Raw genomic sequence first — 19,336 nt, 5'->3', positions numbered from 1 at the left:
CTCCGGTTCCGCCCAGTTCCTCTCAGTTCCCTCCGCTCCCGGCCGATGAGCCTGGTGAGCACCCGCCGCCCCCGCGACGCGGGTGCGTCCAGGTGCCCCCAGCCGTAGGAGAGGAGGTCGCGTCGTGGACGACGATGCCGAGATCATCGCCGAGTTCCTGGTGGAGAGCCACGAGAACCTCGACCAGCTCGACCGCGACCTCGTCGCACTGGAGCGCGCGCCCGGCTCCAAGGAGCTGCTCTCGAGCATCTTCCGCACCATCCACACGATCAAGGGCACCAGCGGCTTCCTGGCGCTGCACCGGCTGGAGGCGCTGACCCACGTCGGCGAGAACCTCCTCTCCCGGCTGCGCGACGGCGACCTGGTGCTGGACGCCGAGGTCACCGGCGTCCTGCTCTCCATGGTCGACGCCGTCCGGGTGCTGCTCGCCGCCGTCGAGGCCTCGGGCACCGACGTCGACGCCGACGTGGACGTCGACGCGGTCGTGGCCACGATCCGCACGCGCCTGGAGGCGACCGAGAGCCCGGTCCCGGTGACGGCGCCGGCCGCCGCCACCGCGCTCGCGACCACCCAGCCGACCGGACTGGCGGCGACCGAGCAGACGGCTCCGGCCGGCGGCCCGGTGACGCAGACCGTGTCGGCGACGGCCATCCCCGGCAGCGAGGGTGAGCCCGCGCGCAGCGTGATCGACTCCACCGTCCGGGTCGACGTCGACCTGCTCGACAGCCTGGTCCAGCTGGTCGGCGAGCTGGTGCTGACCCGCAACCAGATCCTGCGCCGGACCGAGCAGGAGGACGACGTGGAGCTGCAGCGCGCCGCCCAGCGCCTCGACCAGGTCGCCAGCGAGCTGCAGGAGGGCGTGATGCGCACCCGCATGCAGCCCATCGCGCACGTCTGGTCGAAGATGCCGCGCGTGGTCCGGGACCTGGCCCACCAGCTCGAGCGCCAGGTGCAGCTCGACCTCGAGGGCCACGAGACCGAGCTGGACCGCTCCCTGCTCGAGGCGCTGCGCGACCCGCTGACCCACCTGGTGCGCAACGCGATCGACCACGGCATCGAGCCGCCGGCCGAGCGGCTGGCGGCGGGCAAGCCCGCGACCGGCCGGCTGCTGCTGCGGGCCCGGCACGAGAGCGGCCAGGTGGTCGTCGAGATCAGCGACGACGGCAAGGGCATCGATCCCGACGTGATCGCCTCCGCCGCGCTCTCCCGCGGGGTGGTGACCCGGGACGAGCTGGCCAGGATGGAGCCGCGCGACGTGCTCAACCTGATCTTCGAGCCCGGGTTCTCCACCGCCACGGTGGTCACCAACGTCTCCGGCCGCGGCGTCGGCATGGACGTCGTCCGGACCAACATCGAGCGGATCGGCGGCACCGTCGACGTGCAGAGCGTGGTGGGGCACGGCACGATGTGCCGGGTCCGGATCCCGCTCACCCTGGCGATCATCCCCGCCCTGCTCGTGGGTGAGGGCACCGAGCGGTACGCGATCCCGCAGGTCAACCTGGTCGAGCTGGTCCGGGTGGAGGGCCAGGCGCTGGCCGCCGACGTGGAGACGGTCGCCGGCGCGCCGCTGCTGCGGCTGCGCGGCGAGCTGCTGCCGCTGGTGCACCTCGGCTCCGCACTCGCCTCCCCGGCGGGCTCGGGCGCGGGTGCGCTCCCGCTGCCGGCGGACTCCGACGGGATCACGGTGGTGGTGGTCCAGGCCGACGACGTCCGGTACGGGCTGTGCGTCGGCGAGGTGCACGACACCCAGGAGATCGTGGTCAAGCCGCTTGGCCGGCAGCTCAAGGCGCTGGCTTCCTACGCCGGCGCGACCATCATGGGCGACGGCCGGGTAGCGCTGATCCTCGACGTCGCCGGGCTGGCGCGCACCCGGGGGATCGGCGCGGTGCCGGTCTCCAAGGTGGAGGTCTCCCTCCCGCGCCAGCAGACCACCCCGATGCTGGTGCTCGAGGTGGTGCCCGGACGACGGGCCGCACTGCCGCTGCGCGACGTCTCCCGGCTCGAGGAGATCCACGTCTCCCGGGTCGAGGGCGCCGGCCCGCTGGACGCCGTGCAGTACCGCGACGGCATCCTCCCGCTGGTCCGGCTCTCCGCGGTCATGGGCCTGCCGGCCGCGGTGACGGCCGACGAGCTCCCGCTCGAGGAGCGCGCCACCCTCTCGGTCGTCGTGCACGAGGAGGGCGAGCGCCGGGTGGGCCTGGTGATCGACCGGGTGGTCGACATCGTCGACACCGTGCTGCGTCCCAGCGAGGTCGGCCGCCGTGCCGGCGTGCTGGGCTCGGCGGTGATCGACGAGCGGGTGACCGACCTGCTCGACCTGGACGCCGTGGTCGCGGCCGCGGGGGTGGCGTGATGACCCTGTCACCGCTGTCCTCCGCCTCCGCCGAGGCGGCCCCCCAGTACTGCACCTTCGTCGTGGACGGCCTGCTCTTCGGGGTGCGCGTCCAGGAGGTGCAGGAGGTACTGCGCTTCCAGCCCCTGACCCCGGTGCCGCTCGCCGCGGACTCGGTTCGCGGACTGCTCAACCTGCGCGGCCAGATCGTCACCGCGGTGTGCCTGCGGCGTTGCCTGTCCCGTCCGCTGCGCGAGGGCGACGACCTGCCGCTCAACGTGGTGGTGCGCTCGCGCGGCGAGGCCGTCAGCCTGCTGGTCGACGAGGTGGGCGACGTGGTCGACACCACGGGGTTCGACCTGCTCCCGCCGCCGGCCAACCTGCCGCCCGCCGTCCGCGACCTGCTCGAGGGCGTGATCGCCCTGCCCGACTCGATCCTTCTCGTCCTCGACTTCGACCGCGCGGTCGACGTCCCGCACGACGCATCCCCCGGAGGAACCTCATGACCGACCTGCTCGCCGCACCCACCGCCGCCGCTGTGGCCGAGGCGTACGCCCCTGCCGTGGTGCGCCACGTGCTCGACGGCCTGCCCGCCGCGGTGCTGCTGGCCGACTCCCAGCAGCGGGTGAGCTACGTCAACGTCACCGCCCAGGCGGACCTGCGCCCGCTGGAGGCGTTCCTGCCGCTGCCGCTGGACCAGTGGGTCGGTGCCGACGTACGACCGATCTTCGCCCTGCTGGGCGACGTGGGGCCGTTCGAGCGGGTCTGGGGCGACCCCTCGCTGCTCCCCTTCAAGACCCAGGTGGAGGTCGGGACGGAGTTCGCGGACCTGAGCATCACCGAGGTCACCTCCGACGGGCAGTTCGGCGGGGTGATGATCTCCTGGATCAAGAAGACCGAGCGGATCCGCGAGGAGCGTCGCTTCGCCCGGGTGCACGCGATGCTGGAGAACTCGCCGACCAAGATGATGTTCGCCAACCCGGACGGCATCATCACCTACCTCAACCCCGCCTCCCTCAGGACCCTGGAGGGACTGGCCGAGCATCTCGTGATCCGTCCCGACGAGCTGGTCGGCGTACCGCTCGCGATGCTCTACGAAGAGCAGGACGCCCAGCGGGCCGCTCTCCTCGATCCCCAGGGCACCGTCGCCCGGTCCTCGGAGCAGCTGAAGCAGCTGCACTCGCTCAAGCACCAGATCGGCCCCGAGACCCTCGACGGCTCGATCACCGAGATGTTCGACGACGACGGGCAGCGGCTCGGCTTCCTGCTCACCTGGGACGTCGTCACCGAGCGGCTCGAGGTCGAGCGCGCCCGGCAGCGGGCGATGGCCGACACCGCGGCGATGAACCACGTGCTCGCCGCGCTGGGAACCGCCAGCTCGGTCGACGAGGCGATCAACCGCGCGCTCGAGGAGGTCCGCTCCGACTTCGGGTGGGAGTACGGCTCCGCCTGGCGGGTCGACCCGAAGATCGACCGGTTCCGGTTCGTGGGCGCCTCCGGCGAGACCTCCGAGGAGGTCGTGTCCCTGCTCGCCCAGAGCACCTTCCGCCCCGGCGGCTCGGGGCTTCCCGGGCGCACCTGGGCGAGCGGCGACATCGTCTTCGCCGACGCCGCGGAGATCCCCGAGTTCGACCGCCGGATGCGCGCCCACGGGGTGGAGCTCAAGTCGGGGGTCAGCCTGCCGATCAAGGTCGGCGGCGAGGTGATCGCGACCCTGGACTTCTTCTGCTCCCGGGAGAACGAGTTCGGCGACCGTCGCCTGGAGACGCTGCGCAACATCAGCGACCTGATCTCCCAGGCGGTCGCGCGGATCCAGCGCGACGAGACCGACCGGACCGCGGCGGCCGAGCTGGCCGCCAAGGTCGACCTGGTGCTCGACGTGGTGCGCGCGGTGGGCGCGGGGGACCTGACCCGGGAGATGCCGGTCAGCGGGGACGACGCGATCGGCCAGCTGGCCGGTGGCCTGGCGGACGTGGTGGAGACCCTGCGCCAGTCGATGGCCGACATCAGCGGCACGGCCGACGCCCTGGCCGCGTCCGCCTCCCAGCTCTCCACGCTCTCCCACGGCATGGAGGAGGGGGCGACCCTGACGTCCGAGCGGGCCGCGAGCGCGTCCGGCTCCTCGGTGCAGGTCTCGGCCAGCATCCAGAAGGTCGCGGAAGCCTCGGAGGAGATGACCGCGAGCATCCGGGAGATCGCCAAGAACGCCACCGAGGCCGCCACGGTGGCGACCACGGCCGTGGGCGTCGCCGGGTCCGCGCAGGGCACGGTGGCGAGCCTGGGCGAGTCGAGCGCGGAGATCGGCAAGGTGATCAAGGTGATCACCTCGATCGCGCAGCAGACCAACCTGCTGGCGCTCAACGCCACGATCGAGGCGGCTCGAGCCGGGGACGCGGGCAAGGGGTTCGCGGTGGTGGCCAACGAGGTCAAGGAGCTGGCCAAGGAGACCGCGCGGGCGACCGAGGACATCGGCCAGAAGATCGAGGCGATCCAGTCCGACACCTCCGGCGCGGTGACCGCGATCGCGGAGATCACCGACGTCATCGGTCGGATCAACGACATCCAGACCACCATCGCCGACGCGGTGGAGACCCAGACCGCGACCACCAACGAGATCGCGCGCAGCGTCACCGACGCCGCCGCCGGCGCCACCGGCATCGCCGGCGACGTGCGACAGGTCGCCAGCGCGGCCGAGGACACCCGACACGGCGCCTCCAACACCATGGAGTCCGCCAACGACCTGGCCAACATCGCCGGCCGCCTGCGGGCGCTGGTCAGCCGCTTCCGCGTCTGACCCACCCCGTCATTCTTCCTGCAGACCGATCACCCTCGAGGACTCCCATGACCGACCTCGTCCAGCCCCTCAGTCCGAACGGCTCCCACCCCTCGGGCGAGCCGGCGCTCGCCGAGCTCGAGCCGACCTCCGCCGAGCAGCGCGAGGTGCTGGACGCGATGCCGGCCCGGGTCTTCCTCACCGACCGCGACCGGCGCATCCGCTACGCCAACAAGAAGGCGGTCGAGGAGCTCCGTCCGGTCGAGGAGTTCATGCCCTACAAGGTCGACGAGCTGGTCGGCTCCGACGTCAAGCCGCTCTTCGCGTTCATCGGCGACGTCGACCGGGTCGAGCACTACTTCGAGAACCACCACGAGCTCCCGTACGCCAACCAGCTGATGATCGGCAACGAGCACGCCGACATGACCGTGAGCGCGATCTACCGCGAGGACGGCGAGTTCAACGGCGTGATGGTGGCCTGGGTCTACGTCACCGACCGGGTCAAGGCCGAGCGCGGTCTGCACCGGGTCAACGCCATGATGGAGAGCTCGCCGACCGCGTTGATGTTCGCCGACCGCAAGCGGGTGATCAACTACCTCAACCCGGCGGCGTACGAGACGTTGCGCAGGCTCGAGCCCTACATGCCGATCACCGCCGAGCAGCTCCACGGGCTCAGCCTCGACGTGCTCGCCGAGGGCACCCGCGAGACCGACACCGAGCGCGGCCGGGCCCAGCTCGACGAGCTGAGCTATGAGAACCTGCCGGTGAGGGCCGAGCGCACCGTCGGCCCGGAGACGCTCGACCTGCTCTTCACCGCGATCCACAACCGCGACGGGGCCTACATCGGGATGATGGTCACCCTCGAGCTGATCACCGAGAAGCGGAAGGCCGAGCGCGACCGGGCCGAGGCCCTCGCCGACACCGCGGCGATGAACCAGGTGCTGTCCGCGCTGGGCACGGCGATCTCGGTGGACGAGGCGGTCGAGCGCACCCTGGAGGTCGTCGGGGAGGAGTTCGGCTGGCGGGCCGGGATGGCCTGGCTGGTCGACCCGGAGGCAGACCGGCTGCGGTTCGCCGTGGCGGTCGGCCAGGTTCCCGACCGGGTGCGGTCGGCGATGGCCGGGATGAGGCCGCGCCGCGGGGAGGGCATGGCCGGACGGACCTGGGCCAGCGCGGACGTGCACCAGTCGTCGGAGGCGATCGACCTGCCGCGCGAGGTGCGGATGGTCAGCCCGGAACTGCGGACGCCGAACGCCGTGGGGTTCTGCGTGAAGGCCCACGGGGAGGTGGTGGCGGTCCTGGAGTTCTTCACCAGCCAGGCGGTGGAGCTCAGCGAGCAGCGGTGGGGCACGTTGCGCAACATCAGCGACCTGGTCTCCCAGGCGGTGACCCGGATCATGAGGGAGGAGGCCGAGCGGGCCGCGGCCGCCGACCTCGCGACGAAGGTCGACCTGGTGCTCGAGGCCGTCCGTGCCGTGGGCACGGGCGACCTGACCCGGGAGATGCCGGTCAGCGGGGACGACGCGATCGGCCAGCTGGCCGGTGGGCTGGGCGACGTCGTCGCCGCCCTGCGCATCTCCATGACCGACATCGGCGGCACGGCCGACTCGCTGGCCGTGGCCGCCGAGCAGATCTCGACGCTCTCCCGGACGATGGGCGACGGTGCGGTGCTCACCTCCGAGCGGGCCGAGAGCGCCTCCACCTCCTCGGTGCAGGTCTCGGCCAGCATCCAGACGGTGGCCACGGCTGCGGAGGAGATGACCGCGAGCATCCGGGAGATCGCCAAGAACGCCACCGAGGCCGCCACGGTGGCGACCACCGCGGTCGGGGTGGCCAGCGCGGCGCAGGGCACGGTGGCGAGCCTGGGCGAGTCGAGCGCGGAGATCGGCAAGGTGATCAAGGTGATCACCTCGATCGCGCAGCAGACCAACCTGCTGGCGCTCAACGCCACGATCGAGGCGGCTCGGGCCGGGGACGCGGGCAAGGGGTTCGCGGTGGTGGCCAACGAGGTCAAGGAGCTGGCCAAGGAGACCGCGCGGGCGACCGAGGACATCGGTCAGAAGATCGAGGCGATCCAGTCCGACACCTCCGGCGCGGTGACCGCGATCGCGGAGATCACCGACGTCATCTCCCGGATCAACGACATCCAGACCACCATCGCCTCGGCGGTGGAGGAGCAGACCGCGACCACCAACGAGATCGCCCGCAACGTCACCGACGCGGCCGGCGGCGCCAACGGCATCTCCGCCGACGTCAGCCAGGTCGCCCAGGCCGCCGAGCAGACCCGTCAGGGCGTGGGGGAGACCCTGCAGTCGGCGCAGGAGCTGGCGGCGATGGCGAGCACGCTGAAGGCCCGGGTCACCAAGTTCAAGGTCTGACCGAGAGGCTCAGCCGTGGTGCAGGCGGGAGGCCAGCACCGCGGCCTGGGTACGGCGCTGCACGCCGAGCTTGGCCAGGATCGAGGTGACGTTGTTCTTGATCGTCTTCTCCGACAGGAAGAGCCGCTCGCCGATCTGCCGGTTGGTCAGGCCGTCGCCGATGAGCTGAAGGATGCGCAGCTCCTGCTGGCTGAGCTTGTCCAGGCCCTGCGCCGACTCCAGCCGCCGGCGCTCGCGCATCCGGGCCATGATCCGCGCGGCCACGGCAGGGGCCACCAACGTCTGTCCGGCCGCCACCGAGCGGATCCCGTCGAGCAGCGAGTCGGCCTTGATCTCCTTGAGCACGTAGCCCGCGACGCCGGCGGAGAAGGCGTCGGCGAGGATGTCGTCGTCGTCGTAGCTGCTCAGCATCAGGGTCCGCACCTGCGGGGCCTGGGCCTGCAGCTCGCGCGCGACCTCGACCCCCGAGCGGTCCGGCAGCCGGGCGTCGAGCAGGGCGACGTCGGGCATCGCCGAGAGCACCCCGGCGAGGCCGTCGTGCGCGGTGCCGGCCTCGCCGACGACCGTCATGTCGTCCTCGGCGTCGAGGAGGGCGCGCAGACCGTGTCGCACGATCTCGTGGTCGTCGACGAGGAAGACCCGAATCGTGTCCATGGGAACTTTGGTATCCCGTCCTGGACGTCCGGGAGGTCGAAGGTGCAATACGCGCGGTGAGTCGGACATCACGTCGGGAACCGGGGGCCAAGACGTGCCGGAATAAAGTTGCGTGTGGCAACCTTATGGGGTGGTGCCGGGTGAGCGATCCGCCCCCCGCAGCGCCCCGCGAACCAACCGCGCCCGACCGGGCAGTCTGGTCCAGGAGAAGGAACCCCGTGACGACAACCCCCGCGCCGCCGACCGCCGAGCAAGCCGGACAGATGACCCACCGCCAGGTGCTGGAGGCCCTCACCGGCCTGCTCCTGGCCATGTTCGTGGCGATGCTCTCCAGCACCGTCGTCTCCAACGCCCTGCCGGTGATCGTGGCCGACCTCGAGGGCAGCCAGACCGGCTACACGTGGGTGGTGGTGGCGACCCTGCTCACCATGACCGCGACCACCCCGATCTGGGGCAAGTTCGCCGACCTCTTCGACCAGAAGACGTTGGTCCAGGTGGCCCTGGTGATCTTCTCGGTAGGCTCGCTGCTGGCCGGGCTCGCGCCCTCGATGGAGGTGCTGATCGGCGCCCGCGCCGTCCAGGGCCTCGGCGTGGGCGGCCTGACCGCGCTGGTCCAGGTGGTCATCGCCGGCATGGTGAGCCCGCGCGAGCGAGGCCGGTACGCCGGCTACATCGGCTCCGTCTTCGCCCTCTCCACCGTGAGCGGCCCGCTGATCGGCGGGGTGCTGGTCGACACGCTCGGCTGGCGCTGGTGCTTCTTCGTCGGCCTCCCCGTCGCCCTGGCGGCGTTCGTGGTGCTGCAGAAGACCCTGAAGCTGCCGCGGCAGCCCCGCCGCGAGGTGCACGTGGACTACCTCGGCGCGACCGTGATCATGGCCGGCGTCTCGCTGCTCCTCATCTGGGTCTCGCTCGCCGGCAGCCAGTTCGCCTGGACCTCGGCGACGAGCGCCGCGCTCGTCGCCGCCGGCCTGGTGCTGGTCGCCGCGGCGGTCTTCATCGAGATCCGGGTGGCCCGCGAGCCGATCATCCCGATGCGCCTCTTCCGCGACCGCACCACCGCCCTGGCCACCGCCGCCTCGGTCATGGTCGGCGTGGCCATGTTCGGTTCCACGGTCTACCTCAGCCAGTACTTCCAGCTCGCCCGCGGCATGTCCCCGACCCGCGCCGGGCTGATGTCGATCGCGATGGTCGGCGGCCTGCTGGTCTCCAGCATCATCTCGGGCCGGATCATCAGCGAGACCGGCCGCTGGAAGCGCTTCCTGGTCGCCGGCATGGTCAGCGTCATCGCCGGGCTCGCGCTGCTCTCCACCATCGACGAGACCACGTCCCTGGTGTGGGTGGGCCTGTTCATGGCGGTGCTCGGGGTCGGCATCGGCGCCACGATGCAGAACCTGGTGCTGGCGGTGCAGAACAACACCGCGATGGCCGACATGGGTGCCGCCTCGTCCCTGGTTGCCTTCTTCCGCTCCATCGGCGGCTCGGCCGGCGTCTCCGCCCTGGGCGCGATCCTGGCCCACCAGGTCGCCGACCGGGTGAGCAGCGGCCTGGACAAGCTGGGCATCAGCGGCGGCGAGTCCACCGGGTCCTCCGTCCCGGACATGGACTCCCTGCCCGCGCCGGTGCGACAGATCTTCGAGAGCGCCTTCGGCGAGGCCTCCGCCCACCTCTTCCTGGTCGCCGTCCCGTTCGCGGTGGTCGCCCTGGTCTGCGTCGTGCTGATCAAGGAGGTCCCGCTGCGAGAGACTGTCCTGCGTGCGGACGAGATGACCCCCGAGCTGGAGGTCGAGGAGGAGAGCGGACGGTGACCCCCCAGGAACGCGTGCTCAGCGACGAGGCCTACCAGGCGCTCGAGCACCAGGTGATGATCCTGATCCGCCGCTCCAAGCGGGCGATCGCCCTGCGGGCCCAGATGGTCCACCCGGAGCTCTACCCGGCGGGCTACCTGATGCTCGCCCTGCTCGCCGAGCGCGGACCGTCGCGGCCCTCCACGATCGCGGAGGTCTTCGAGCTGGACAAGGGGGCGACCAGCCGCCAGGTCCAGCAGCTGGTGGACCTGGGTCTGGTCGACCGGGAGCCCGATCCGGACGACCGGCGGGCCAGCCTGCTCACCCCGACCGACCTCGCGCTGCGCGGGCTGGCGGAGGTCAGGGACGTCCGGCGTGCCCGGCTGAGCCGGCGCCTGGGGGAGTGGGACGAGGAGGACATGGCCGACTTCATCAACCGCCTGCGTCGCTACAACGAGATGCTCGAGGGCCCCGAGCTGCCCTGAGGCAGCTCCAGCCAGACCGCGTGGTCCGGGGCCAGCACCCCGGGGTCGGAGTCGCCCGAGGCCACCAGCAGCCGGCCGGTCGGCAGCGGCACCGGCACCTCGCCGCAGTTGAGCACCACGCCGAGCGACCCGCGGCGGAAGGCCAGCACGTCGGCGCCCCACTCCGCCGGCGCGGCGATCAGCTCCACCGGCCCCGCGCCCCGCGCGTGCCGGTGTCGGGCGGCCAGCGCGCGCTGGTAGAACGACCACGTCGATCCCGGGTCCGCGCGCTGGGCCTCCACGGTGAGCCCGCCCCAGTCGGCCGGCTGCGGGATCCACGGGGTGCTGCCCGGCGGCCCGAACCCGTACGGCGGCTCCTGCCCCGACCACGGCATCGGCACCCGGCACCCGTCACGGCCGACCTCCCCGGTCCGGAACCAGGACGGGTCCTGCCGGTGCTCGGGGGCCACGTCGACCTCCTCCAGCCCCAGCTCCTCGCCCTGGTAGAGGTAGCAGGACCCCGGCAGGGCCAGCATCACCAGGGTGGCCGCCCGGGCCCGGGCCAGGCCGCGCGCCCCGCCGCCGTACCGGGTGGGGTGGCGGACGACGTCGTGGTTGCTCAGCACCCAGGTGGGGGAGGCGTCCACCGGGGCCATGGCCGCCAGGGTGCCGCGGACGACCTCGGCGAAGGCCGGGGCCGACCAGTCGGCCAGCAGCCAGGAGAAGTTGAAGGACTGGTGCAGCTCGTCGGGCCGGACGAAGCGGGCCATCGACTCGGGCGTCTGGGTCCACGCCTCGGCCACCACCATCCGGTCGGTCCCGTGCTCGTCGCTGTAGTCGTCCACGAGCCGGCGCCAGCTCCGGTACACCTCGTGCACCTCCGGCTGGTCCCACATCGGCTCGTCGGCCAGGGTGCGCTCGACGATCTCCCGCGGGGCGTCCCCGGCGTCCGGCTCCTCGGGCCGGTCCTGGTCGCGCAGCGACTCCTCCTTGAACAGGCCGTGCGCGACGTCCACCCGGAAGCCGTCGACGCCCCGGTCGAGCCAGAACTGCAGCACGCCCTCGAACATCTGCGCGACCTCCGGGTTGCGCCAGTCCAGGTCGGGCTGGGTGGAGTCGAACAGGTGCAGGTACCACTGGTCGGTCCCCTCGACCCGGGTCCAGGCCGGTCCGCCGAAGACCGACTCCCAGTTGTTGGGCGGCTCCTCGGCCCCGGCGCCACGCCCGGTGCGGAACAGGTAGCGGCTGCGCGCCGGCGATCCCGGCGGGGCAGCGAGCGCCTCGACGAACCACGGGTGCTCCGAGGAGGTGTGGTTGGGCACCAGGTCGACGATCACCCGCAGCCCCAGGCCGTGGGCGGTGTCCAGCAGGGTGTCCAGGTCCTCCAAGCTGCCGAACCTGGGGTCGACCGCGCAGTAGTCGGCCACGTCGTAGCCGTGGTCGTGCTGGGGAGAGGGGTAGAACGGGGTGATCCACAGGGCGTCCACCCCCAGGTCGCGCAGGTAGGGCAGGCGGGAGGTGATCCCGGGCAGGTCGCCGACGCCGTCCCCGTCGCTGTCGGCGAAGCTGCGTACGTACACCTCGTAGACGACCGCCTCGCGCCACCACCCCTGCGGCGCGCTCACCCGAACGACCCCGGCTCGATCGCGATCCACACGTGCTCGGCCACCGCCACCACCCGCCCGTCCGCGTCGTAGAGGGTGGAGGCGGTGAAGGTCTTGCGGCCCTCGCTCCCGCGGTGCGCGCCCACCACCACGTGCGGCTCGCCCACGACCGGCAGGACGTCGACACGGGCGGTGATCCGGCCCAGCACCATCATCCGGTCCGTCAGGTCCCCCGCCCACCCGCCGGGGCAGTCCAGCGCCGCCCAGGTGACCGCCAGGCCCACCCGGGGCTCGTCCTCGGGGTCCGGCCCCTCGTCCAGGTCGGCCGTGGGGGTCCAGGTGGCCGCGATCTGGCCGGGAGCGTCCACCGGTCCCGGGAAGATCCGCAGCCCGTCGCCGGGCGCGCGCTCGGGGCCGCAGACGAAGCAGCCGGGGAACGGGTGCGTCCGGTGACCGGCGTACGACGGCTCCGCGGCGCGGGCGGTCGCGGGCGGCACCGACGGCACCGGCTCGGTCGCCTTCTCGGCCACCCGGGCCGCTGCCACCAGCTGACCGTCGGGCTCCACCAGCCGGACGGCGTCCTCGGCCCGGGAGACGGTGAGCGGCAGCTCGAGGGGCGGCGGCCTGCGCAGGGTGACCTCGATCGGCGGCCAGCGAACGCCTCGTGCGGTGGCCTCCGGGTCGACGTGGGCGGCGAGCGATCCCGCGCTCCAGCCCCCGTTGCCCGACCCGGACGGCCCGCGGAAACGGCGGGGAACGATCAGCTCGGTCACGACAGCCACCCTGCCACTTCTAGGGCAGATGGGACAGAATGAGTGCGTGAGCGACCTCATCGACACCACCGAGATGTACCTCCGCACGATCTACGAGCTCGTGGAGGAGGGGATCGTCCCGCTGCGTGCGAGGATCGCCGAGCGGCTGCACCAGAGCGGCCCCACCGTCTCCCAGACCGTGGCCCGGATGGAGCGCGACGGCCTGCTCACCGTCGAGGGCGACCGGCACCTCCAGCTGACCGACCAGGGCCTGGTCCTGGCCACCCGGGTGATGCGCAAGCACCGGCTGGCCGAGCGGCTGCTCACCGACGTGATCGGCCTGGACTGGGAGCTCGTCCACGCCGAGGCCTGCCGCTGGGAGCACGTGATGTCGGAGACCGTCGAGCGGCGCCTGCTGGAGCTGCTCGACCACCCGACGGAGTCGCCGTACGGCAACCCGATCCCGGGCCTGGACGAGCTCGGTCAGACCACGCCGAGCGAGGAGTTCATGGACGGCGTGGTCTCGCTGGCCAAGGCGGCCGGCTTCGAGGAGTCGCGGGTCCACGTCCGACGGATCTCGGAGGAGATGCAGAAGGACGAGCTCCTGATGAGCGCCCTGCGCCGGGCGGGGGCGCTGCCCGACAAGACCGTGGTGGTGCTGGCCACCGACGCCGGCGTGCTCATCGGCTCGGGCGGGGAGACCGCCGAGATCGAACCCGAGGCCGCCGAGCACATCTTCGTCAGGCCGGTGGAGGCATGAGCCCCCTGGTGCCCGAGCCCGAGGGCGACCCGGTGGTGGTGCGGGTCGCGCCGGTGCCGATCGCGGTGGTCCGCGAGCAGGTCGCGCTCGAGGCGCTGCCCGATTTCTTCGACCGCACCTACGGCGTGGTCGCCCATGCGCTGGAGGGACAGGAGATCGGCCGGGTCGGCCCGGCTGTCGCCGTCTACCGCGGGGAGGCCGGCGCGACCGTCGACGTGGCCGTGGGCTACCCGGTGCAGCGCCCGGTCGCCCCGACCCACGGCGTCGTGGCCGAACAGCTGCCGGGCGGGCTGGTGGCGCGCACCATCCACGTCGGTCCCTACGACCGGCTGGCGCAGACCTACCACGAGCTGCAGTCCTGGATCGCCGCGCAGGGACTGGTGGCCGCGGACGTGATGTGGGAGTCCTACCTGACCGAGCCGACCCCGGAGGCCGACCCGGCGCGGATGCTGACCGAGGTCACCTGGCTGCTGATGGACTGAGGCGCCGGCCGGCCAGGGTGAGCAGGAACTCGCTGCACCCGACCTCGACGGTGACGCTCGCCAGCGCGTCCCCCCGGGTGGCGCCACGGTTGACCACCACCACCGGGACGCCGAGCCGCGCTGCCCGCTTGACGAACCGCAGGCCGCTCATCACCGTGAGCGACGAGCCGGCGACCAGCAGGGCTCCGTCCTCCTCGGCGAGCCGGTCGACCGCCTCGTAGCACCGCGCGACCCGCAGCGCCGGCACGTTCTCCCCGAAGAAGACCACGTCCGGCTTGAGCGGTCCTCCGCAGTCGGCGCAGCCGGGCACCACGAAGTCGGCCGTCTCGTCGAGCTCGACGTCGCCATCGGGGTTGACCACGGCGTCGGCGTGCCGCTCCAGCCAGCCGCGGTTCACCTCGGCCATCCGGTGCTGCAACGCCTCGCGGGACGACGTACGCCGGCAGTCCAGGCAGACGACGTCGGCGATCCGGCCGTGCAGCGCCACCACCCGCCGGGAGCCGGCCGCCTCGTGCAGGCCGTCGACGTTCTGGGTGATCAGGAGCTCGGGGTCCAGCGCGGCCAGCGCCCGGTGGCCCCGGTTGGGCTCGGCCCGACCCATCACCGCCCAGCCGAGGTGGCTGCGCGCCCAGTAGCGCCGGCGTGCGGCGTCGGTGGCGACGAACTCCTGGTAGGTCATCGGGGTGCGCGGGCGCGAGCCCGGGCCCCGGTAGTCCGGGATGCCCGAGTCGGTGGAGAGCCCGGCGCCGGTGAGCACCACCAACGGGCGGTCACTGAGCAGCGCGAGCGCCGCCTCGGTGCTCATCGGGCGTACCGCAGCTCCGCCCGGGCTCGGGCCTTGGCCGCCTCGACGTCGCGGTCCTTGGGCGGCGCGGTGGTGACCAGCTCGTCGACCAGCGCGCGGGTCACCCGGGTGACCTCGGCGACCGCCCGGTCGAAGGCCGCCTGGTTGGCGGCCGAGGGACGGGTGGCGCCGCTGACCTTGCGCACGTACTGCAGCGCCGCCGCTGCGACCTCGTCGTCGGTCGCCGGGGGCGCGAAGTTGTTGAGCGGGCGGATGTTGCGGCACATGTCCTCGAGGGTACGCCGCGACGGGTCTCCGAGGACATGCCAAGATGTTCCCTGGCCCGTCCGGTTCCGCCGCGGGCCACGCCCCAGTAGCTCAGTGGATAGAGCAGCCGCCTCCTAAGCGAAAGGTCGCAAGTTCGACTCTTGCCTGGGGCACCAACAGGCACCAGCAGGCACCTACTCGCGCCGGTCCGCCAGCCGGTCGCGCAGCTCGCGGACCTCGTCCTCGAGCTCCAGCACCTTGGCGATGCCGGCCAGGTTGAGCCCCTCACCGAGCAGGTCCCGGATCCGGCGCAGGGTCTCGATGTCGTCGGGGGAGTAGAGCCGGGTGCCCCCGGGCGTGCGGTCGGGGCTGACCAGCCCGCGGCGTTCGTAGACGCGGAGGTTCTGCACCTCCATCGAGACCATCGAGGCCGCCACCGAGATGGCGTAGACCCCGACGACTTCCTGGCTCATGGGCCCTCCTCGGATCGTGTCAGTGGGTCGTGCAGGGCTCTCTTGAACAACTCTACTCTGTGTGTTACAAAATCTATATCCGTCAATACAGATCCGTGAGGAGGATCCAGTGATGCTGCTGCGCAACACCGACCCGTTCCGCGACTTCGACCGTCTGACCCAGCAGCTGCTGGGCACCACCAACCGACCGGCCGTGATGCCGATGGACGCCTGGCGCGAGGGCGACAAGTTCGTCATCGAGTTCGACCTCCCAGGCGTCGCCAAGGAGTCCATCGACCTCGACATCGAGCGCAACGTCCTGACCGTCCGGGCCGAGCGGGTGGCCCGCAACGGCGACTGGGAGATGCTCGCCTCGGAGCGTCCGCGCGGCGTCTTCAGCCGTCAGCTGGTGCTCGGGGACAACCTCGACCTGGAGCGGATCCAGGCCGACTACGAGGGTGGCGTGCTCCGGCTGCTCGTGCCCGTGGCCGAGCGGGCCAAGCCGCGCAAGATCCAGATCGGCGGGGTCGAGGAGGAGAAGCCGGCCAGCCTGCCCGGCTGAGCCCGGCCCAGAGGTCCCGAGCTGACGCAAACCGCCCCGCACCGGGGCGGTTCTGCGTCACTCTGGGGGCATGACCCGACCCGGAGTGCGAGCGGCCGACGTGATCGCCACGATCGAGGCCCAGACCGAGTCCGCGATCGCCCGGCTGCACCGGGCCTCCGCCTTCCGCGACGAGCTCGGCTCGGTCCGCGGGACCGGCACGGTCGACGGTGTGACCGTGACCGTCAGCGCCTCGGGCACCCTCCTGGACGTCGACTTCACCGGCGCCGGCCTGGTGGGCGGGCAGGAGCTGCGCCGCCGGGTGCTGGCGGCCCACCGCTCGGCCCAGCGCGACGTCGCCGACCGGATCGGCGACCGGGCGAGGTCGACTTGGGGCGACGACCCGGTGGTCGCCAGGATCGAGACCGCGGTGACCCGGCGTACCGGCCCCCGCGCGGTCCCCGACGACCTCAGTCGCTGACCACCTCGAACCGCATCCCGGCCCGCCGCAGCCGGAAGAGCAGGTTCTCGCCCATCGCCTGGGCCGTGGTGACCTGGCCCGAGGTCCGCGGGTTGTCGTCGAGCAGCAGGCACAGTGCCGACTCCGCCAGCATCTTGGCCGTCTCGGTGTAGCCGGGGTCGCCGCCGCTGACCCGGGTGTGCACCTGCTCCCCGGCGGCCTCGCCGACGAAGTCGGCGGTGAACCAGCTGCGGTCGCGCCGCTCCTGGTTCGGGCCGCTGCCCTGGTCCACCCGGCCCAGGATGACCCGGCGCAGCGGCGGCACCTGGGCGGCCAGCACGAGCCCGCCGACGCCGACCGCGCCGCCGACGGCGAACCGCAGGGTCTTCGTCCCGACGTAGTGGGAGTAGCGGAAGTCCGGCCCGTAGCCGGGCAGTGCCGCCCCGCTCCGGGCGACCACGGCGGGGTCGATCGTGGGCAACGGCAGCAGCCAGTAGCCGAGCACCGGGTCGCGGTGGGGCTTCCCGGCGACCGCGCGCGAGGACCGGCCCCCGGCGCGCGACTCCAGACGGCGACGGGCTGCGGCCGCCTTCCGGGACTCACGCGCCCGCCCCATCGCGTTGACCGCCGAGTGGAGCGTCCCTCCGGAGAAGGTCGCGTTCGACCGGACCACGCCGCGCACGGTGATCGGGACCCCGGAGGGCAGCTGGGCGACGGTGAACAGGGCGCCCAGGTCGTGCGGGATCGAGTCGAACCCGCAGGCGTGCACGAGCCGGGCGCCGCTGGCCACCGCGGTCGCGTGGTGGGCGACGTACATCTCGTCCACGAACTCCGGCTCGCCGGTCAGGTCCAGGTAGTCGGTGCCGGCGGCGGCGCAGGCGGCGACCAGCGGCTCGCCGTGCTGCTGGTAGGGCCCGACCGTGGTGACCACCGCCCGGGTGGCGCCGGCCAGCTCGGCCAGGGAGTCCGGGTCCGAGGAGTCGGCCACCACCAGGGGCAGGTCGGCCAGGGCCGGACGGTCCGCGGCCAGCCGGTCCCGGACAGCCTCCAGCCGGGTGCGGTCGCGACCCGCGATCGCCCAGCGCAGGCCGGCCGGGGCGTGCTCGGCGAGGTAGTCGGCGGTCAGGCCTCCGGTGAAGCCGGTGGCGCCGAGCAGGACGAGGTCGAGCTCGCGTGGTGAGGTCATGGCGGTCATCGTGGCAGGCCGCGGCAATCCGGGGGAATGGTCGGGGCGGACACAGGGATGCCGTTTTGCTCCCGGTGCGTCCCAGCGAGGACACTTGACCTGTCGCGTAGGTTGCGGCGAGTAGATTTGCCACGTCGGTCTACCCGGGACCGACGTCGCCCCGAGCCATCACGAGGTGCACGTGTCCGACGAGACGTCTGCAGAGGGACCCGCCGACGTTCCCGTCGAGGACTCGCCCGAGGCCGGGAAGCGCAAGGGCAAGGGAAACAAGAAGCACACCGTCGGCGCGGTGCTGCTCGCCTCGATGGTCGTGCTGGCCCTGGTCACCGGCCTCTCGGTCGCCTTCATCTACCGCCACCTCAACGGCAACATCACCATCTCCGACGCCTTCGACGAGGTCGACAACGCGCCCGAGGACCTGGGGCCGAAGGGCGCGCTCAACATCCTGGTGCTCGGCTCCGACACCCGAGACGGCGAGAACGACATCGGCGACGGCGAGGCGGGCGGCGGGGTCTCCGACACCACGATCCTGCTGCACATCTCCGCGGACCGCGAGCGCGCCTACGGCATCTCCATCCCGCGCGACTCCCTGGTCACCCGGCCCGACTGCGGCAAGGACAACGAGATCGGGGGCGGCGAGAACCAGATGTGGAACGCCGCCTACGCCCTGGGCGGCGAGGCCTGCACCATCGAGCAGTTCAACGAGAACACCACCTTCACCAACAAGAAGGGCAAGGAGGTGGGGATCCGGCTCGACGACTTCGTCATCATCGACTTCGCCGGGTTCAAGGACATGGTCGACGCCGTGGACGGCGTCCCGGTCTGCATCCCCGAGGACATCGACGACCCGGCCCACGACATCTTCATCGAGGCCGGCGAGGAGGTCGTCCTCAAGGGCGACGAGGCGCTCAACTACGTCCGGGTGCGGTACACCCTGGGCGACGGCTCCGACATCGGCCGGATCAAGCGCCAGCAGAACTTCATCGCCTCGATGGTCAACAAGGTCGTCTCCAAGGGCACGCTCGCCCGCCCCGACCGGCTGGTCGGCTTCCTGGACGCCGCGACCCAGTCGCTCACCGTCTCGCCCGGCCTGCGCAACCTGACCAAGCTCGGCGGCCTCGCGCTCAGCCTCCAGGACGTCGGCCTCGACAAGGTCCAGTTCCTCACCGTGCCGTGGGAGTACGACCAGCGCGAGGAGTACCGCGGCCGCGTGGTGTGGAAGCCCGAGGCGAAGAAGATCTGGAAGAAGCTGGCCAAGGACAAACCGCTGAGCCGGCGCCAGAGCGCGGGCGCGATCAACGCCCAGGCGCCGCCCGGCCTGAAGCCGACCCCCACGCAGACGCCGTCGGCGACGCCGACCGAGCAGCCCACCCAGACGCCCAGCGAGACCCCCTCGCTCTCGCCGTCGCCCAGCCCCACGCCCAGCGTGACGCAGGGGCCGAGCGACGAGGAGGTCGCCGAGGCCCGCGCCAACGGGTTGTGCGCATGACCGGTCGGCCTGAGTCGGACTGGGAGCGCAAGCGGCGCCTTGCCGAGGTCTTCGGCGACGTGCTGCCGGAGACCACCTCCGACGAGCGCGAGCCCGATCCCCGCGAGGCGTCAGGCGAGCCCGCCTCTGAGGCGTGGCTCAAGGCTCAGGTCCCGCCCCACCACGGGGGCTGAC

At 72.2% G+C, this 19,336-nt stretch carries 19 protein-coding genes and 1 tRNA gene; 13 read left to right on the top strand and 7 right to left on the bottom strand.

The genetic code is table 11. From position 1 onward, the window contains the following. The first annotated feature begins 124 nt into the window (after nucleotides 1–124). From H8838_RS16190 to H8838_RS16175, 4 genes are read left to right on the top strand one after another with little or no spacing between them, the layout of a single operon-like run. Nucleotides 125–2,353 carry a chemotaxis protein CheW gene (locus H8838_RS16190; protein ID WP_185994601.1) on the top strand — a complete coding sequence of 743 codons (2,229 nt, stop codon included), beginning with the start codon at nucleotides 125–127 and terminating at the stop codon, nucleotides 2,351–2,353. Next, complete coding sequence (locus H8838_RS16185; protein WP_181313172.1) at nucleotides 2,353–2,838, top strand: chemotaxis protein CheW; 486 nt, start codon at nucleotides 2,353–2,355, stop codon at nucleotides 2,836–2,838. The genes H8838_RS16190 and H8838_RS16185 overlap by 1 nt, the downstream gene beginning before the upstream one ends. After that, a complete protein-coding gene (locus tag H8838_RS16180) occupies nucleotides 2,835–5,126 on the top strand; it encodes a methyl-accepting chemotaxis protein (RefSeq protein ID WP_185994602.1) in 2,292 nt (763 codons plus the stop codon). Before H8838_RS16185 ends, H8838_RS16180 begins: the two co-directional genes overlap by 4 nt. Before the next feature lie 47 nt (nucleotides 5,127–5,173). Continuing rightward, entirely contained in the window at nucleotides 5,174–7,483 is a 2,310-nt protein-coding gene (locus tag H8838_RS16175; protein WP_224766192.1) for a methyl-accepting chemotaxis protein, read from the top strand. Nucleotides 7,484–7,492: 9 nt separating this feature from the next. On the opposite strand, the gene H8838_RS16170 is transcribed toward H8838_RS16175, so the two are convergent. Beyond that, nucleotides 7,493–8,137 (bottom strand): response regulator, encoded by a 645-nt coding sequence (locus tag H8838_RS16170; RefSeq protein ID WP_185994603.1) that lies wholly within the window; start codon nucleotides 8,135–8,137, stop codon nucleotides 7,493–7,495. 218 nt (nucleotides 8,138–8,355) lie between these two features. Between H8838_RS16170 and H8838_RS16165 the strand changes: the two genes are divergently transcribed. Together H8838_RS16165 and H8838_RS20235 are read left to right on the top strand one after the other, a co-directional pair. Then, nucleotides 8,356–9,942, top strand: a complete 1,587-nt coding sequence (locus tag H8838_RS16165; protein ID WP_317983768.1) for an MDR family MFS transporter — start codon at nucleotides 8,356–8,358, stop codon at nucleotides 9,940–9,942. Beyond that, entirely contained in the window at nucleotides 9,939–10,406 is a 468-nt protein-coding gene (locus tag H8838_RS20235; RefSeq protein WP_181312426.1) for a MarR family winged helix-turn-helix transcriptional regulator, read from the top strand. Before H8838_RS16165 ends, H8838_RS20235 begins: the two co-directional genes overlap by 4 nt. Here H8838_RS20235 and H8838_RS16155 read toward each other — a convergent pair. Beyond that, nucleotides 10,370–12,010 carry a glycoside hydrolase family 13 protein gene (locus H8838_RS16155; RefSeq protein WP_185994604.1) on the bottom strand — a complete coding sequence of 547 codons (1,641 nt, stop codon included), beginning with the start codon at nucleotides 12,008–12,010 and terminating at the stop codon, nucleotides 10,370–10,372. The genes H8838_RS20235 and H8838_RS16155 overlap by 37 nt on opposite strands. After that, entirely contained in the window at nucleotides 12,007–12,771 is a 765-nt protein-coding gene (locus tag H8838_RS16150; RefSeq protein WP_181312428.1) for a hypothetical protein, read from the bottom strand. The genes H8838_RS16155 and H8838_RS16150 overlap by 4 nt, the downstream gene beginning before the upstream one ends. Before the next feature lie 37 nt (nucleotides 12,772–12,808). On the opposite strand from H8838_RS16150, the gene H8838_RS16145 reads away from it, so the two are divergent. Then, entirely contained in the window at nucleotides 12,809–13,501 is a 693-nt protein-coding gene (locus H8838_RS16145; RefSeq protein WP_181312429.1) for a metal-dependent transcriptional regulator, read from the top strand. Then, complete coding sequence (locus H8838_RS16140; RefSeq protein WP_181312430.1) at nucleotides 13,498–13,983, top strand: GyrI-like domain-containing protein; 486 nt, start codon at nucleotides 13,498–13,500, stop codon at nucleotides 13,981–13,983. The genes H8838_RS16145 and H8838_RS16140 overlap by 4 nt, the downstream gene beginning before the upstream one ends. On the opposite strand, the gene H8838_RS16135 is transcribed toward H8838_RS16140, so the two are convergent. Together H8838_RS16135 and H8838_RS16130 are read right to left on the bottom strand one after the other, a co-directional pair. Next, nucleotides 13,961–14,788 (bottom strand): Sir2 family NAD-dependent protein deacetylase, encoded by an 828-nt coding sequence (locus tag H8838_RS16135; RefSeq protein ID WP_185994605.1) that lies wholly within the window; start codon nucleotides 14,786–14,788, stop codon nucleotides 13,961–13,963. The two genes, H8838_RS16140 and H8838_RS16135, sit on opposite strands and share 23 nt — an antisense overlap. Beyond that, the gene (locus H8838_RS16130) at nucleotides 14,785–15,054 is read right to left on the bottom strand and encodes a DUF2277 domain-containing protein (protein WP_181312432.1); all 270 of its coding nucleotides are present in this window, start codon (nucleotides 15,052–15,054) and stop codon (nucleotides 14,785–14,787) included. Before H8838_RS16130 ends, H8838_RS16135 begins: the two co-directional genes overlap by 4 nt. 80 nt (nucleotides 15,055–15,134) lie before the next feature. Here H8838_RS16130 and H8838_RS16125 point away from each other — a divergent pair. Beyond that, nucleotides 15,135–15,210 (top strand) — tRNA-Arg (locus H8838_RS16125). Between the two features lie 18 nt (nucleotides 15,211–15,228). Here the strand turns inward: H8838_RS16125 and H8838_RS16120 are convergent. Continuing rightward, nucleotides 15,229–15,507 carry a MerR family transcriptional regulator gene (locus H8838_RS16120; protein WP_181312433.1) on the bottom strand — a complete coding sequence of 93 codons (279 nt, stop codon included), beginning with the start codon at nucleotides 15,505–15,507 and terminating at the stop codon, nucleotides 15,229–15,231. A 112-nt stretch (nucleotides 15,508–15,619) separates the two neighbouring features. Here H8838_RS16120 and H8838_RS16115 point away from each other — a divergent pair, with 112 nt between their 5' ends. Both H8838_RS16115 and H8838_RS16110 read left to right on the top strand, forming a co-directional pair. Continuing rightward, a complete protein-coding gene (locus H8838_RS16115; RefSeq protein ID WP_309136407.1) occupies nucleotides 15,620–16,048 on the top strand; it encodes an Hsp20/alpha crystallin family protein in 429 nt (142 codons plus the stop codon). A 70-nt stretch (nucleotides 16,049–16,118) separates the two neighbouring features. Beyond that, entirely contained in the window at nucleotides 16,119–16,508 is a 390-nt protein-coding gene (locus H8838_RS16110) for a YbaB/EbfC family nucleoid-associated protein (protein WP_181312434.1), read from the top strand. On the opposite strand, the gene H8838_RS16105 is transcribed toward H8838_RS16110, so the two are convergent. Continuing rightward, on the bottom strand, nucleotides 16,498–17,673 hold the full coding sequence (locus H8838_RS16105) for a saccharopine dehydrogenase family protein (RefSeq protein ID WP_185994606.1): 1,176 nt from the start codon (nucleotides 17,671–17,673) through the stop codon (nucleotides 16,498–16,500). The two genes, H8838_RS16110 and H8838_RS16105, sit on opposite strands and share 11 nt — an antisense overlap. 181 nt (nucleotides 17,674–17,854) lie before the next feature. Between H8838_RS16105 and H8838_RS16100 the strand changes: the two genes are divergently transcribed. Both H8838_RS16100 and H8838_RS16095 read left to right on the top strand, forming a co-directional pair. Then, the gene (locus tag H8838_RS16100; RefSeq protein WP_224766191.1) at nucleotides 17,855–19,162 is read left to right on the top strand and encodes an LCP family protein; all 1,308 of its coding nucleotides are present in this window, start codon (nucleotides 17,855–17,857) and stop codon (nucleotides 19,160–19,162) included. Then, complete coding sequence (locus H8838_RS16095) at nucleotides 19,159–19,335, top strand: hypothetical protein (protein WP_185994607.1); 177 nt, start codon at nucleotides 19,159–19,161, stop codon at nucleotides 19,333–19,335. The genes H8838_RS16100 and H8838_RS16095 overlap by 4 nt, the downstream gene beginning before the upstream one ends. The last annotated feature ends 1 nt before the right edge of the window (nucleotide 19,336 follow it).

This window comes from Nocardioides campestrisoli (assembly GCF_013624435.2).
Taxonomy (GTDB): Bacteria; Actinomycetota; Actinomycetes; order Propionibacteriales; family Nocardioidaceae; genus Nocardioides; species Nocardioides campestrisoli.
This window is presented reverse-complemented; position numbering and strand designations above follow the sequence as displayed.

What these genes read in the sequence shown, in the direction of transcription:
- H8838_RS16140 (WP_181312430.1), top strand. Translation starts at nt 13,498, where the DNA reads ATGAGCCCCCTGGTGCCCGAGCCCGAGGGCGACCCGGTGGTGGTGCGG.
- H8838_RS16095 (WP_185994607.1), top strand. Translation starts at nt 19,159, where the DNA reads ATGACCGGTCGGCCTGAGTCGGACTGGGAGCGCAAGCGGCGCCTTGCC.
- H8838_RS16135 (WP_185994605.1), bottom strand. Translation starts at nt 14,788, where the DNA reads ATGAGCACCGAGGCGGCGCTCGCGCTGCTCAGTGACCGCCCGTTGGTG.
- H8838_RS16120 (WP_181312433.1), bottom strand. Translation starts at nt 15,507, where the DNA reads ATGAGCCAGGAAGTCGTCGGGGTCTACGCCATCTCGGTGGCGGCCTCG.
- H8838_RS16105 (WP_185994606.1), bottom strand. Translation starts at nt 17,673, where the DNA reads ATGACCTCACCACGCGAGCTCGACCTCGTCCTGCTCGGCGCCACCGGC.
- H8838_RS16115 (WP_309136407.1), top strand. Translation starts at nt 15,620, where the DNA reads ATGCTGCTGCGCAACACCGACCCGTTCCGCGACTTCGACCGTCTGACC.
- H8838_RS16175 (WP_224766192.1), top strand. Translation starts at nt 5,174, where the DNA reads ATGACCGACCTCGTCCAGCCCCTCAGTCCGAACGGCTCCCACCCCTCG.
- H8838_RS16110 (WP_181312434.1), top strand. Translation starts at nt 16,119, where the DNA reads ATGACCCGACCCGGAGTGCGAGCGGCCGACGTGATCGCCACGATCGAG.
- H8838_RS16185 (WP_181313172.1), top strand. Translation starts at nt 2,353, where the DNA reads ATGACCCTGTCACCGCTGTCCTCCGCCTCCGCCGAGGCGGCCCCCCAG.
- H8838_RS16130 (WP_181312432.1), bottom strand. Translation starts at nt 15,054, where the DNA reads ATGTGCCGCAACATCCGCCCGCTCAACAACTTCGCGCCCCCGGCGACC.
- H8838_RS16180 (WP_185994602.1), top strand. Translation starts at nt 2,835, where the DNA reads ATGACCGACCTGCTCGCCGCACCCACCGCCGCCGCTGTGGCCGAGGCG.
- H8838_RS16170 (WP_185994603.1), bottom strand. Translation starts at nt 8,137, where the DNA reads ATGGACACGATTCGGGTCTTCCTCGTCGACGACCACGAGATCGTGCGA.